Source organism: Pseudoalteromonas sp. TB25 (assembly GCF_000497995.1).
Classification (GTDB): Bacteria; Pseudomonadota; Gammaproteobacteria; order Enterobacterales; family Alteromonadaceae; genus Pseudoalteromonas; species Pseudoalteromonas distincta.
This window is the reverse complement of the sequence record NZ_AUTI01000023.1, coordinates 1-13670: the sequence shown is the minus strand read 5'-3', so window position 1 is coordinate 13670 and position 13670 is coordinate 1. Positions and strand designations below refer to the sequence as shown.

Below are 13670 nucleotides of genomic sequence, written 5' to 3'. Positions count from 1 at the left end.
AAGCCGATTTAGCTATTGTTGTAGGCGGTGACGGTAACATGCTTGGTGCTGCACGCGTGCTTGCGCGCTTTAACATTGCTGTAATTGGAGTAAATAGAGGTAACCTTGGCTTTTTAACTGATTTAAACCCTGAAGGGTTTGAAGCGAGCTTAGAGCAAGTCCTCAGTGGTGAGTACCTTGAAGAAAAACGCTTTTTATTAGAAGTAGAAGTATATCGCCACAACGAATTAAAGAGTGCAAATTCTGCCGTTAACGAAGCGGTACTTCATGCCGATAAAGTAGCGCATATGATTGAATTTGAAGCTTTTATAAATAATGACTTTGTGTTTTCTCAGCGCTCTGACGGTTTAATAGTATCAACCCCTACTGGCTCTACGGCATATTCACTTTCAGGTGGCGGGCCAATTTTAACGCCAGAGCTAAATGCAATATCGTTAGTGCCTATGTTTCCTCATACCTTATCTAGCAGACCTTTAGTGGTCGATGCCGATAACGAAGTACGCTTAAAGCTAAGCCTAGAAAATACAGATAGCCTACAGGTAAGTTGCGACAGCCATGTTGTGCTTGCCGTATTACCCGGCGATGAGGTAGTAATTAAAAAAGCGGATAAACAACTGCGCTTAATTCATCCAAAAAATTACTCGTACTACAACGTTTTACGTACAAAACTAAATTGGGGTAGTCGTTTGTACTAATTTTATTGCCAAATTTAGTACTATAAAGCAAAATGGCGGCTTAAAATAATAATCAAATAATTTAGGAACGAGTAGCAATGACTTATGTAGTATTCTTTGCTTTACTGCTATTAATTACACTTTTATACAGTTACCTCAAAATTGAGAGTAATCGCAAAAAAGCAATCGAAGCTAGAAAAAAGCTATTTAATGAACGTGTTTCGCATGTAAATTCACGCCTTAAAGCAAAGCTTAATGATCTTCTTGATGCTAAAATAATTCGCCCAAAATACGTTCCTCGTATTCAAGCTATTGTAAATAATTTTTTTGTTGTGCAATCGCATACAGACGAGAATTTGCAACAACTTGAAGATACCGCTGACCTACTAATTAATACGTTGTCCAACGAGTTAATTAAAACTAATCAAACGAATATAATCCAGCCATTGATTGATAATATACAGTACTTTGTATCTGAGTTACCTCAGCAAGGAATTTTATACAATAAGAGTTTTTACCTAAATACTTTACCTCCACTTATCGGGCTACTTAAAACCGAAGACATTATACAAGCTACTGATATTGTTGATGATCAAATTGATACCTCCCCAAAAACTTCTGATACACAATTTACTCAAGATGTAAGCGTTGCATAAATAATAAAAAATTAATTTGCAAAAAACCAAAACACTGTATAAATTAACAGTTAATTGACTGGATGGATAAACAGTATGTTAATTGGTTTAGAAGTTAAAAATTTTGCAATTGTTAGTAATTTAAGCACAGAATGGCGCAGCGGTATGACCGCGATCACTGGCGAGACAGGTGCTGGTAAATCTATTGCTATTGATGCGCTATCATTATGTTTAGGTGAACGAGCTGAAGCATCAGCAGTGCGCCCAAGCTCTGATAAAGCAGAAGTGTGCGCTCAATTTGACCTAACAGATTTACCGCTAGCTCAATCGTTTTTAGAGCAACATATGCTAAACAATGACGATAATGAATGTTTATTACGTCGTGTTGTTTGCAAAAATGGACGCAGTAAAAGCTATATTAATGGCAGTGCCGTTACCGCATCACAATTAAAAGAACTTGGTCAATATTTAATATCTATTCATGGACAACATGCCCACCAACACTTATTAAAAGCTGAGCATCAGTTACAGCTTTTAGATGCCTACGCAGGGCATCACCACTTAGTAAATGATGTAAATAACAACTATAAACAGTTTGCTAACCTACAAAAAGAATTTAAACATTTAGAGCAACAACAGCAGCAACAAGCAGCGCAAAAACAATTGTTAGAATACCAAGTTGCAGAGCTCGATGAGTTTGCCTTACAAGAAGGTGAGTTTGATTTAATTGAGGCCGAGCATTACAAACTTAGTAACAGCCAAACAATATTAGAATCGTGCCAACGTGAATTACAATACTTATATGAAAGTGATGAACAAAATGCTTGTTCAATGCTGCAGCACAGTGCCCAACAATTCACTGAGCTGGCTCAATACGACGAAAGCTTAGCAGGCGTAGCAGCCCTCCTTAGTGAAGCCGCAGTACAAGTTGAAGAAGCAAGCCGTGAAGTTCGAAATTATACTGAGCAAGCAGATTTAGATCCTGCTCGTTTAGGTGAAGTAGAAAATAGACTAAGCGGTGCGATGGATTTAGCGCGTAAGCATCACATAAAACCACAGCAGCTAGTTGAGTTTCATCAATCGATTGCTCAGGAGCTTGAGTCAATAAGTAATAATAGTAATCGTCTGGAGCAACTAGAGTCAGAAATAGAAAGCGCGTTAATTAGTTATAAGCAAGCTGCCGATGAACTAAGTAAAAGTCGCTATGAGTATGCTAATACACTTAACACACTAATAAGTGAAAGCATGGCTAATTTATCGATGGAAAACGGTGTATTTGAAATAGCTTTAACTCAAGAGAGTAGCCGCGCACCTAATAGCTTAGGGTACGATAATGTGTCGTTTTTAGTATCAACTAATCCGGGGCAGCCACTTCAGCCTTTAGCTAAAGTAGCCTCAGGTGGTGAGCTTTCTCGAATTAGCCTTGCTATACAGGTAATTATTGCCCAAAAAGTAACAACCCCAACGCTTATTTTTGATGAAGTTGATGTAGGTATTTCTGGCCCTACAGCATCAGCCGTAGGCAAACTATTGCGCCAGTTAGGTAAGTCTACTCAAGTGATTTGTGTTACCCATTTACCGCAAGTTGCTAGTAGCGCACACCAACAATTTTTTGTAGCTAAAGAAATAGCACAAGGCGAAACGTTCACTCATATGCTGCCTTTGAATAAAGATGGTCGTATTAATGAAATAGCTCGCTTACTTGGTGGTGATAATATCAGTAAAACAGCTAAAGCGAATGCTAAAGAACTAATAATGGCCCATGCCTAACATTGGTGAATAGAGCTTTGAAGGATTAAATAATGCACAGTACTTTAGTTAATTTTTGTATCATTTTAAGTTGGTTTTTATTAGCGCTAAGCAGCTGTTTAATTATTTTTAGTAAATATAAGCATACTTACTTTAAACAGCGTTTACTGGGGTTTTTAAATAGCTTTTTAGTTCTTCAGATAATCGCCGTAGCCTATTACTTTACTAGCGAAAAAATAAATAACCTAAGTGACTTAGGCATCAGTTATTGGCTATTAATTACAATGCAGATTGCCTGTAATGCAATGTGTTACATGAGCGTAAAGCGCAGAAAGGCTAAAATAAAGCCATCACTTGATTCGTTTTCAATGGATTAAAGTAGATAAACTTTTAAGAAGAACACGTTCTGTTTTTACCTTGCGCTTTTGCTTTATAAAGTAGTTCATCAGCACGCTTGATATCAAGATCAATTGAGCGTTCAGCACTTGCAGAGATAACACCAATACTTAGCGTAATATTGGTACTATCTGAAAATAAGCTCACAACTGAAGCTTTAAGGGCGTTGTGGATTTTTTCTGCAACTTGCTCCCCCTGCTCAACTGTTGCATCTGGAATAACAATTAAAAACTCCTCTCCGCCCCAACGTGATGCAATCGCATTTTTTGGAATACTTTTATCAAAGGTTTTAGCTAACTGAATAAGTGCTTCATCGCCAAAATCATGGCCGAATTGATCATTAATTTTTTTAAAATTATCTACATCAGCTAATAAAATTACAAAGGGAGTATTATTATCTTTCAGCTCACTTTTAAAAGCCACAAGCTTATTCATGGTATAGCGACGGTTTGGCAGGTTAGTGAGTGGATCTATAGTTGCTAAAAATTCATTTTTTTGACTCAAAGCAATTATTTTACTGCTGTATTTTTCTCTTGAAAACTCGTAGTAGCCACTCAGCGACGCGACAATTATAAAAGCGAGTATGATTCTGATAGGAAACTGTTCTGGACTATAGTCATATATATTGAATGTATCAGCGCAGTAAAAGCCTAAAACAATCGCTAATAAAAACAAAATTATATCAAATGTACCTCGCTTAAGTCCGCGTATTGAATAAGTAACTGGAGACACTATGAATATCCATATAGGCCCTGTTCCTTGTGCTCCACCAGTGAGGACTAGGTAAAACATTAGTGCATAAAGGTTGTATAAAATTATAGTGCCTGACTTCTCTACTCCCCTACTTATGCTAAATGCCAATAAATAAACAAACGAAGAAACAACCAAGGTACACGCTAATAAATAACTGCTATTAATAAATGCTAAGCTAGCCATAGAAAACGTTGCTATAAACCCTATTGAAGAGAAGAATCGAACAATGAGTTTCCTTTCCGACTTGTTTGAATATTCGTACATAATTTCTATTTATTTTATTAATATATAAAAGCTTACTTGTAGACAAAAAGTAAGCAAACCGTAAACAGCGTGCGATAATGGACCAACTTTATATTTAAATCAACTCTTAAGATTAGTTATTTCGGGTTGATAAAAGCGAATACTTTAACCATTACTTACCTTTGTTAGGGATAATGCATAACATTAAGAGTTAAAAAATAAATAAGTTTACTTTTTTATTTCCACACTACCCGCACTAATAGTACTGAGTAATAGTAAAAGTAGTGATATAACACACGCAGTTAAAGATGGTATTGACGATGCTGTAAATATGTATTTAGAAAAGCGACCAATCAATTAACTCTTCACATCAAAGTGTTTATACAACGACGAAAACAAAAGTTATAGCATATTAAGCAGCAAAAAAAGCTACAGATTATGACCAAATAACGTTAGCTAGTACTACTGAAGATCCAAAAACTCGAGTTGCTACAAGTATATGCCTGTACCCTTGTGTTGGTTAAGTAAAGCGTAAAGTTTGATGTATGAATTAACCCTCAAGGCTGCTTAATAGATGCCCAAAGCATCCGTATTTAGCTCGAAACAAGCACACCCTCACTAAAGCAAAATAATCCCTCTTGGTAGTTACACTAAAGGTAAAAGCTCAAGGTGTCGCTAAAGAAAGCTATGCTACAGGTGATATTAATATAATACCGTTTGTGGCTAACTACGTTGACATTACATTCGAATCAAACAATAAAAAAGCAAGCCAGTTGGCTTGCTTCTTATTCATTTTATTAATACGAACAATTAAACTTTTAAGTAATCCATAATACCTTCTGCAGCATTACGTCCTTCAAAAATAGCGGTTACCACTAAATCTGAACCACGCACAATATCGCCACCAGCAAATATTTTAGGGTTCGTTGTTTGATGTGTAAATTCACCCTGTTCTGGTGCATTAATGCCGCCCCAGTGGTTTATTTCTACATCGTATTTTTCTAACCAATCCATTTTGTGAGGCTGGAAACCAAATGCCATAATAACTTGGTCAGCTTCAATCACATGCTCTGAACCAGGTACTTCTTCAGCACGACTTCTGCCATTTGCGTCAGGTTCGCCTAATTTAGTTTTAACCATTCTAACGCCAGTTACTTTACCTTTATCGTTCAATACAATGCCTTTAGGCTGAACGTTATAGGTAAATATAACGCCTTCTTCTTTGGCGTTTTTAACTTCACGTTTAGAACCAGGCATATTTTCTTTATCACGACGATAAGCACACGTTACTTTTGCAGCATTTTGACGAATAGACGTACGCACACAGTCCATCGCTGTATCACCACCACCAAGTACAACTACTTTTTGGTTAGCCATATCAATACACGGCTGCTTAGTCTCGTCATAGCCCATTACACGGTTAGTGTTACCAATCAAGAACGGGAGTGCATCGTGAACACCTGGTGCATCTTCATTTTCAAGACCTGCATGCATACTTTGATACGTACCAACTCCTAAAAATACGGCGTCGTAATCAGCTAAAATTTGATCAAGCGTAATATCAACACCTACTTCAACATTTAACTTAAACTCCACGCCCATTTCAGTGAAAATTTCACGGCGCTTTTGCATCACTTCTTTTTCAAGTTTAAAAGAAGGAATACCAAACGTGAGTAGTCCGCCAATTTCTGGGTGACGATCAAACACTACTGGTTTTACGCCGTTACGAACTAAAATATCAGCACACCCTAAACCAGCTGGGCCTGCACCAATAATAGCTACTTTTTTGTCGGTCCAAGTTACATAAGACATATCAGGCTTCCAGCCCATTTTAAATGCCTCATCGGTAATGTATTTTTCAATATTACCAATTGTAACCGCACCAAACTCTTCATCTAATGTACACGAGCCTTCACACAAGCGGTCTTGTGGGCAAACACGCCCACAAACCTCTGGTAAGCTATTTGTACGATGAGAAAGCTCTGCAGCCTCTATAATACGACCTGTGCGTATTAACTTTAACCATTGTGGAATGTAGTTATGTACTGGGCACTTCCACTCACAATACGGGTTACCACAATCTAAACAACGATCAGCTTGTGAGTTAACCTGATTCTCTGAAAAGGGTTCGTAAATTTCTACGAAAGATTTTTTACGTGACGAGATTGGTTTTTTGCGTGGGTCTACACGCTGCACGTCTATAAATTGATATACATTTTCGCTCATACTGCCCCCTTATTGCGCCTGAACACGTAGTTCGGCACTACTGCGAGCGCGATGCCCGAGTAAACTTTTTACGTCGCTTGATTTTGGTTTTACTAATTTGAACATCGGTAAGTACAGTTCAAAGTTAGCTAAAATGCTTTCTGCTCTGCACGAACCCGTAAGCTCTAAATGCTCAGCAATTAAGCCGCGTAAATGCTCTTGATGCGACGTTAATTCGTCTAGTGTTACTATTTCTACAAGCTCTGGATTAATGCGTTTTTCAAAATCATTTCGCTCATCTAAAATATAAGCAAAACCACCAGTCATACCCGCGCCAAAGTTAACACCTACATTACCAAGTACACACACAACGCCACCGGTCATGTATTCACAACCGTTGTCACCTACACCTTCAACAACCGCTTGCACACCTGAGTTACGAACTGCAAAGCGCTCACCGGCACAACCCGCTGCAAACAGTTTTCCGCCTGTAGCGCCGTACAAACATGTGTTTCCGGCAATGGTTGCTTTATGGCTTTCAAAAGATGAGCCAAGTGGTGGACGAATAACTAACTTACCGCCTGCCATTCCTTTACCTACGTAATCGTTAGCATCGCCAACCAATGTCATTTCAAGACCACCGGCATTCCATACACCAAACGATTGACCCGCAGTACCGTGTAATTCAATTGCTACTGGGTCTGCCGCCATACCTTGATTACCGTGTTTATCAGCAATATAACCCGAAAGCATTGCACCTACAGAGCGGTCAGTATTACAAATACGACTCACAAGCGAGATACCGCTTGACGTATCAATTGCCTCTTGCGCTTTAGCTAATAAACTTTCGTTTAACTTACCTAGGTAATGTGAACTGTTAGGCGCACTACAATAAAGCGTTTCGCCAGTTGGGTTGTTCGGCTGAGCAATAACGGACGATAAATCAATTTTCTTCTGCTTTGCAGTTTTGCCTTCAATTTCTTCTAATAAATCTAAACGGCCAATTAAATCAGTTAAATTTGCAACGCCTAGGCTAGCCATAATTTCACGAGCTTCTTGCGCTATAAACTTAAAGTAGTTCATCGCCATTTCTGGTAAGCCGTGATAATGCTTTTGACGAAGTGTTTCGTCTTGTGTTGCAACACCGGTCGCACAGTTATTTAAGTGACAAATACGTAAGTATTTACACCCAAGGGCAACCATTGGACCAGTACCAAAGCCAAAGCTTTCAGCACCTAAAATTGCCGCTTTAATAATATCTAAACCTGTTTTTAAGCCACCATCTGTTTGCAGGCGAATGCGATGACGAAGGCCATTTTCAACTAGTGCTTGCTGTGTTTCAGCAAGTCCAAGCTCCCATGGGCTACCCGCATATTTAACAGAAGTAAGTGGGCTTGCGCCTGTACCGCCGTCGTAGCCAGAAATAGTAATTAAATCGGCATATGCTTTAGCAACACCTGTTGCAATGGTTCCCACACCTGGCTCTGAAACAAGTTTTACAGAAATAAGTGCTTTAGGGTTTACTTGTTTTAAATCGAAAATTAGCTGTGCTAAATCTTCAATTGAGTAAATATCGTGATGCGGTGGTGGCGAAATTAACGTAACACCTGGTACCGAATAACGAAGTTTAGCAATATACGGCGTTACTTTTTCACCTGGTAATTGTCCACCTTCGCCTGGCTTTGCACCTTGCGCTACTTTAATTTGAATAACGTCAGCACTGCGTAAGTAATGAGGCGTTACACCAAATCGACCTGAAGCGACTTGTTTAATACGCGAGTTTTTCTCTGTACCATAACGCAGTTTATCTTCACCGCCTTCACCCGAGTTTGAACAACCACCTAAGCGGTTCATTGCAATTGCTAGCGCTTCATGCGCTTCTGGTGATAACGCACCAATACTCATTGCTGCTGAGTCAAAACGCTTGTATAGGTTTTCTGCAGACTCAACTTCATCAATGCTTATACCTTGCTCAGGTAGTTTAAGCGCTAACATATCGCGCAAAGTCGCAATTGGACGATTATTAACTAAATCAGCGTACGCACTGTAGTCTTTATAATCACCTGAGCGAACCGCTTTTTGCAGTGTTTGAATAACATCTGGATTATAAGCATGATACTCACCACCGTGAACGTACTTAAATAAACCACCGTGGCTTAATAATTTACGCTTACTTAAAGCAAGTTTGTGCAAACTTTGCTGATCGTCATCAAAGTCGGTAAAACATGCACCTTGTATGCGACTTGCAACGCCTTTAAAGCACATTTCAATAATCGCATCAGATAATCCCACCGCTTCAAACAACATTGAACAACGATAAGACGCAACCGTACTTATGCCCATTTTAGACATAATTTTGTATAAGCCTTTATTAATGGCTTTACGATAAGCAAGGGTCACTTCGCAATACGACTTATCAATAATTTTGCTGTCGCTCATCGCAACTAGCGATTCATACGCAAGGTATGGATAAATTGCCGTAGCACCAAAACCTAATAGCACAGCAAATTGGTGCGCATCTCTCACGCTGCCAGTTTCAATGATAATATTTGATTCACAGCGCAAGTTGTTATCAACTAAGCGTTTTTGTACCGCACCTACAGCCATAGCTGCTGGAATTGGTAAATTTATTTCATCAAAGTTACGGTCAGTTAAAATAAGCATGATACAGCCCGCAGCTGCTTTTTCTTGTGCTTGGTCACAAATACGCGTAACCGCGTTTTCTAAACCCTCTTCAACTGTGTAGGTAATATCAATTTTACAGTAGCTGTAGTGCGCTTCATCAGCATTTAATAGCTGCTGCATATCTGCGTACATTAAAATTGGTGTATCAAACTGTAGGCGCTTAGCGTGGCCTGTTGTTTCGTTAAATACGTTTTGCTCACTACCAATACAGGTTGCAAGCGACATTACATGGTTTTCACGTAGTGGATCGATAGGTGGATTTGTTACTTGCGCAAATTTTTGGCGGAAGTAATCATAAAGTGAACGATGCCCTTCACTAAGCACAGCAAATGGCGTGTCATCACCCATTGAGCCTGTCGCTTCTTGGCCGTTTTCACCCATTACACGAATAACGCTATCAAGCTCTTCGTTGGTATAACCAAACATTTTTTGATATTTAGCTAGCGTTTCGTCATCAAATGAGCGATTACCAGCGTCTTGCTCAGTAAGTTCTTCAAATGGAACTAAACGTTTAACGTTTTCTTCAAGCCATGACTTGTAAGGATGGCGAGATTTTAAATCTTGATCGATTTCATCCGAGTGCCAGATTTTGCCAAGTTTAGTATCAATAACTAATAATTCACCTGGACCAACACGGCCTTTTTCAACCACTTCATCGGCAGTGTAATCCCAAATACCCACTTCTGATGCAAGCGTAATAAAACCATCTTGTGTAATTACATAACGTGCTGGGCGAAGTCCGTTACGGTCAAGATTACACGCCGCAAAACGACCATCCGACATAACAATACCTGCCGGGCCATCCCATGGTTCCATATGCATAGAGTTAAAGTCGTAAAATGCACGTAAATCGTCGTCCATTGCACGGTTTTTCTGCCATGCAGGCGGCACGAGCATACGCATAGCGCGGAATAAATCCATGCCGCCAGCTAAAAATAGCTCAAGCATATTATCTAGGCTTGATGAATCAGAACCGGTTTCGTTTACAAACGGCGCTGCGCTTTGTAAATCAGGAATAAGCGGTGACGCAAATTTATAAGAACGTGCGCGTGCCCACTGGCGGTTACCTTCAATAGTATTAATTTCACCATTGTGTGCTAAATAGCGGAAAGGTTGAGCTAAAGGCCAACGCGGCTGAGTATTAGTAGAAAAGCGCTGATGGAAAACACAAATCGCACTCGTCATACGAATATCAGCTAAATCTAGGTAAAAATTAGGTAAATCCGCAGGCATCATTAAGCCTTTATAGATAGTTACCAAACCAGATAGACTTGCGATATAGAAAGCTTCATCATCAACAATGCGCTTTTCAGCGCGGCGGCGTGCTACATATAAGCGACGCTCTAAGTCTTTAGAACGCCAACCTTCTGGCGCGCTAACAAAAATTTGTTCAAAACCTGGTAATTGCTGTACAGCAATAGGACCCAACATAGATGGGTCGGTTGGTACAACACGCCAACCTAAAATATTTAGCGTTTCTTTTTCTAATTCTTCGCTAAGTATTTGTTTTGCAGCTTGTGCTAAAACAGGGTCTGAATTTAAAAATATCATACCCACTGCGTAGTTTTTGCCTAAGTGCCAATTATGTTCACTGGCAATTGCACGGAAAAAGCTATCTGGTTTTTGTAATAATAAACCACAGCCATCACCTGTTTTACCATCGGCAGATATACCGCCACGGTGCTGCATGCGATCAAGCCCCGTAATAGCAGTACGAATAAGCCTATGACTAGCTTGACCATTAACTTGGGCTATTAAGCCAAAGCCACAATTTTCTTTTTCTAACTTTGAGTCGTATAACATAGACCCCTCCCCTTGCTGCACTGTTAGCGTGGATGAACTGCTCGACGATTTGCTAACAGACGGACAAAACTAGCCTCTATCTTAAATAGAGTCAATAGCACTTTGAATACATATTCACATTCTTGAATATTTCTCACTTCATAGCAAGATTTCTTTTTATCATTATTTTTAACATTTAGCGTTATTTTAACCACTATTTTTTCATGACACTGGTGTCAAGTTTAACATATTGTAAAAAACACAAGCACTCAAAGTTGCAGCTTACGTAAACGTAAAGTCAGACAAAAGTGAATAAGTATTCAACACGTGAAGCGCTATTCAGTTAACATTTAGATAGTTTTATGCTATTTCATTACTTTAATGGCTTAACATCCCCGATTATTGCTGCTCATTAGTATAGTTATGAAAGTTCATGTCCTTTTTTGTACATTAATAGTGAATTTTTATTTAAAGCGGTGTCCGATGCGGACATAAAAACTGTCCGCGGACATCATTTTAAAGAACAAAAAATAAAAAGCACTTTAATATCAATGTGATAGTAGTTGGCATATTAATCGTATAGCTTTACATATAATCGCTAATTGGAATTACCATGTTTACTCTAAGCTTATTTTTGCTCTCTCCTATTGCCGCCATTTGCACCGCAGCTTTATTACTGCTGTGCGAAAAATACATAAAAGCAATGTAGGGGGGGATTAAATGATTAAAGATACCAGCGCACAAGACGTACAAGTAAAGGCACCTATAAGCTATAAAAAGTACGCGATCATCACTGCGGTTATTTTCATTGCAGCCTCTACAATTGCTTATATTTTTTTAACGAGTCATAGCGCTAAAAGCTCTATTAGCCGCTCAAAAGTACAGGTTGCCAAAGTACATGTTAAAGCGCTCATTCGAGACATTGCCGCCAGTGGTAAAATTGTTGCTGCTAATGCTCCTAAAATCTACAGCCCAGAACGTGGTTTTATAGATTTAAAAGTAAAGGCCGGCGATACAGTAAAGCAAGGGAACACACTTGCCCTGCTGCAAAGCCCTGAGTTAACTAATGAATTAAAGCAACAGGAGTCTGTACTTAAAAGGCTTGAAGGCGAGCAGCAAAGGCAACATTTGCAAGCAAGACGCCAAACACTCACCTTAAATAAAACACTCGATATGGCACAAGTTGAGCTTAACGCCGCTGAGCGCGAAAATCGTCGTGCGCAGTTATCAATTCAAAAGCACTTAATCAGCCAAATTGATCTTGAAAAAGCAGTTGATGATTTATCACGTTCAAAGCTCACATATAAGCATGCACAACAAGAGGTATTGCTTGCCAAAGACACGCTCGCCTTTGAACTACAAGCAGCTAAAAGTGATGTAACCCGCCAGCAACTTATTGTTGATGATTTAATCAGAAAAGTAAGCAACCTATCTATTAAGGCTTCCGTTACAGGGATCGTGGGTAACCTATTAGTGCAACAAAAAGCCGCAGTGACGCAAAGCCAACCTCTTATGACTCTCGTCGACTTAAGTAATTTCGAAGCGGAACTTCAAGTACCTGAAAGTTACGCCAACGAATTAGGACTCGGTATGGAAGTAGAGCTTAAGTTAGGCAATGAAACAGTGATGGGGAATTTATCCGCCATATCACCAGAAGTTAATAATCGTGAAGTAACAGCACGCGTCCGATTTAAAGCTGTTACTAACAACATCCGTCAAAACCAACGCTTAACTGCACGTATTTTACTCGACAACCGAGAAGGTGTAATGCAGGTGAAACGCGGCGCTTTTATGCAGCAAGGCGGAATTTTTGCTTATAAGGTAGAAGGCAATATTGCAAAGCGTATACCTATTACAATCGGCGCCACCAGCATTAATGCAGTTGAGCTTTTGAGCGGGCTAAAAGAAAACGATGAAATTATTATTTCAAGCTACAGCGACTTTAAGCAAGCCGATACGATTTTATTAAATTAAACAGACGTTCTCAACCAACGCTAAAAATAATTAGGAACAACCATGTTACAGATGAACAATGTAAGTAAAGTATACCAAACAGAAATGGTACAAACCCATGCGCTTCGAGACTTTAACCTGCAAGTAAACGAAGGCGAATTTATTGCTGTTACCGGTCCTAGCGGCTCAGGAAAAACAACCTTTTTAAATATTGCAGGTATGCTCGAGCCTTTTAACGAAGGTGAGTACCTGTTGGATGGCGTTAATGTTGGCAGCCTAAACGATAACCAACGTGCTGATTTACGAAATCAAAAAATTGGCTTTATATTCCAAGGCTTTAATTTAATCCCCGATTTAAATTTATATGAAAACATAGAAGTTCCTCTTCGCTACAGAGGGATTAAAGCAAATGAGCGAAAACGTCGAATTGAGCAATGCCTTGAACAAGTTGGTTTAGCATCTCGCGCTAAACACTTACCTCAACAACTCTCTGGTGGCCAGCAACAACGTGTAGCAATAGCTCGTGCGCTTGCTGGTGAACCTCGTTTTTTACTTGCCGATGAGCCAACAGGTAACCTTGACAGCTTAATGGCTC

General features: G+C 39.3%; 9 protein-coding genes. 6 read left to right on the top strand and 3 right to left on the bottom strand.

Annotated elements, in window-relative coordinates; genetic code table 11:
* The 4 genes from nadK to L652_RS0100420 form a co-directional block, all read left to right on the top strand.
* On the top strand, positions 1-695 hold a 695-nt coding region (nadK, locus tag L652_RS0100435), incomplete at its 5' end, for an NAD(+) kinase (protein ID WP_024598351.1).
* 77 nt (positions 696-772) lie between these two features.
* Positions 773-1330: a hypothetical protein gene (locus L652_RS0100430; protein ID WP_024597393.1), complete on the top strand. Its 558-nt coding sequence runs from the start codon at positions 773-775 to the stop codon at positions 1328-1330.
* Between the two features lie 75 nt (positions 1331-1405).
* A complete protein-coding gene (gene recN, locus L652_RS0100425; protein WP_024597394.1) occupies positions 1406-3079 on the top strand; it encodes a DNA repair protein RecN in 1674 nt (557 codons plus the stop codon).
* Between the two features lie 32 nt (positions 3080-3111).
* Positions 3112-3435 (top strand): hypothetical protein, encoded by a 324-nt coding sequence (locus L652_RS0100420; protein WP_024597395.1) that lies wholly within the window; start codon positions 3112-3114, stop codon positions 3433-3435.
* Positions 3436-3448: 13 nt separating this feature from the next.
* On the opposite strand, the gene L652_RS0100415 is transcribed toward L652_RS0100420, so the two are convergent.
* From L652_RS0100415 to gltB, 3 genes are all read right to left on the bottom strand, one after another.
* Complete coding sequence (locus tag L652_RS0100415; protein WP_261765725.1) at positions 3449-4471, bottom strand: GGDEF domain-containing protein; 1023 nt, start codon at positions 4469-4471, stop codon at positions 3449-3451.
* A gap of 789 nt (positions 4472-5260) precedes the next feature.
* Positions 5261-6676, bottom strand: coding sequence for an FAD-dependent oxidoreductase (locus L652_RS0100405; protein ID WP_024597398.1), 1416 nt, complete (start codon positions 6674-6676; stop codon positions 5261-5263).
* 9 nt (positions 6677-6685) lie between these two features.
* Positions 6686-11143, bottom strand: a complete 4458-nt coding sequence (gene gltB, locus L652_RS0100400; RefSeq protein WP_004335377.1) for a glutamate synthase large subunit — start codon at positions 11141-11143, stop codon at positions 6686-6688.
* Between the two features lie 699 nt (positions 11144-11842).
* On the opposite strand from gltB, the gene L652_RS0100395 reads away from it, so the two are divergent.
* Both L652_RS0100395 and L652_RS0100390 read left to right on the top strand, forming a co-directional pair.
* Positions 11843-13096, top strand: a complete 1254-nt coding sequence (locus L652_RS0100395; RefSeq protein WP_024597399.1) for an HlyD family efflux transporter periplasmic adaptor subunit — start codon at positions 11843-11845, stop codon at positions 13094-13096.
* A gap of 42 nt (positions 13097-13138) precedes the next feature.
* On the top strand, positions 13139-13670 hold a 532-nt coding region (locus L652_RS0100390; RefSeq protein ID WP_024603168.1), incomplete at its 3' end, for an ABC transporter ATP-binding protein.

Bases quoted from the DNA above. Each gene is read 5' to 3' on its own strand.
- L652_RS0100405 (WP_024597398.1), bottom strand. From the start codon at position 6,676: ATGAGCGAAAATGTATATCAATTTATAGACGTGCAGCGTGTAGACCCA.
- recN (WP_024597394.1), top strand. From the start codon at position 1,406: ATGTTAATTGGTTTAGAAGTTAAAAATTTTGCAATTGTTAGTAATTTA.
- L652_RS0100415 (WP_261765725.1), bottom strand. From the start codon at position 4,471: ATGTACGAATATTCAAACAAGTCGGAAAGGAAACTCATTGTTCGATTC.
- L652_RS0100420 (WP_024597395.1), top strand. From the start codon at position 3,112: ATGCACAGTACTTTAGTTAATTTTTGTATCATTTTAAGTTGGTTTTTA.
- gltB (WP_004335377.1), bottom strand. From the start codon at position 11,143: ATGTTATACGACTCAAAGTTAGAAAAAGAAAATTGTGGCTTTGGCTTA.
- L652_RS0100395 (WP_024597399.1), top strand. From the start codon at position 11,843: ATGATTAAAGATACCAGCGCACAAGACGTACAAGTAAAGGCACCTATA.
- L652_RS0100430 (WP_024597393.1), top strand. From the start codon at position 773: ATGACTTATGTAGTATTCTTTGCTTTACTGCTATTAATTACACTTTTA.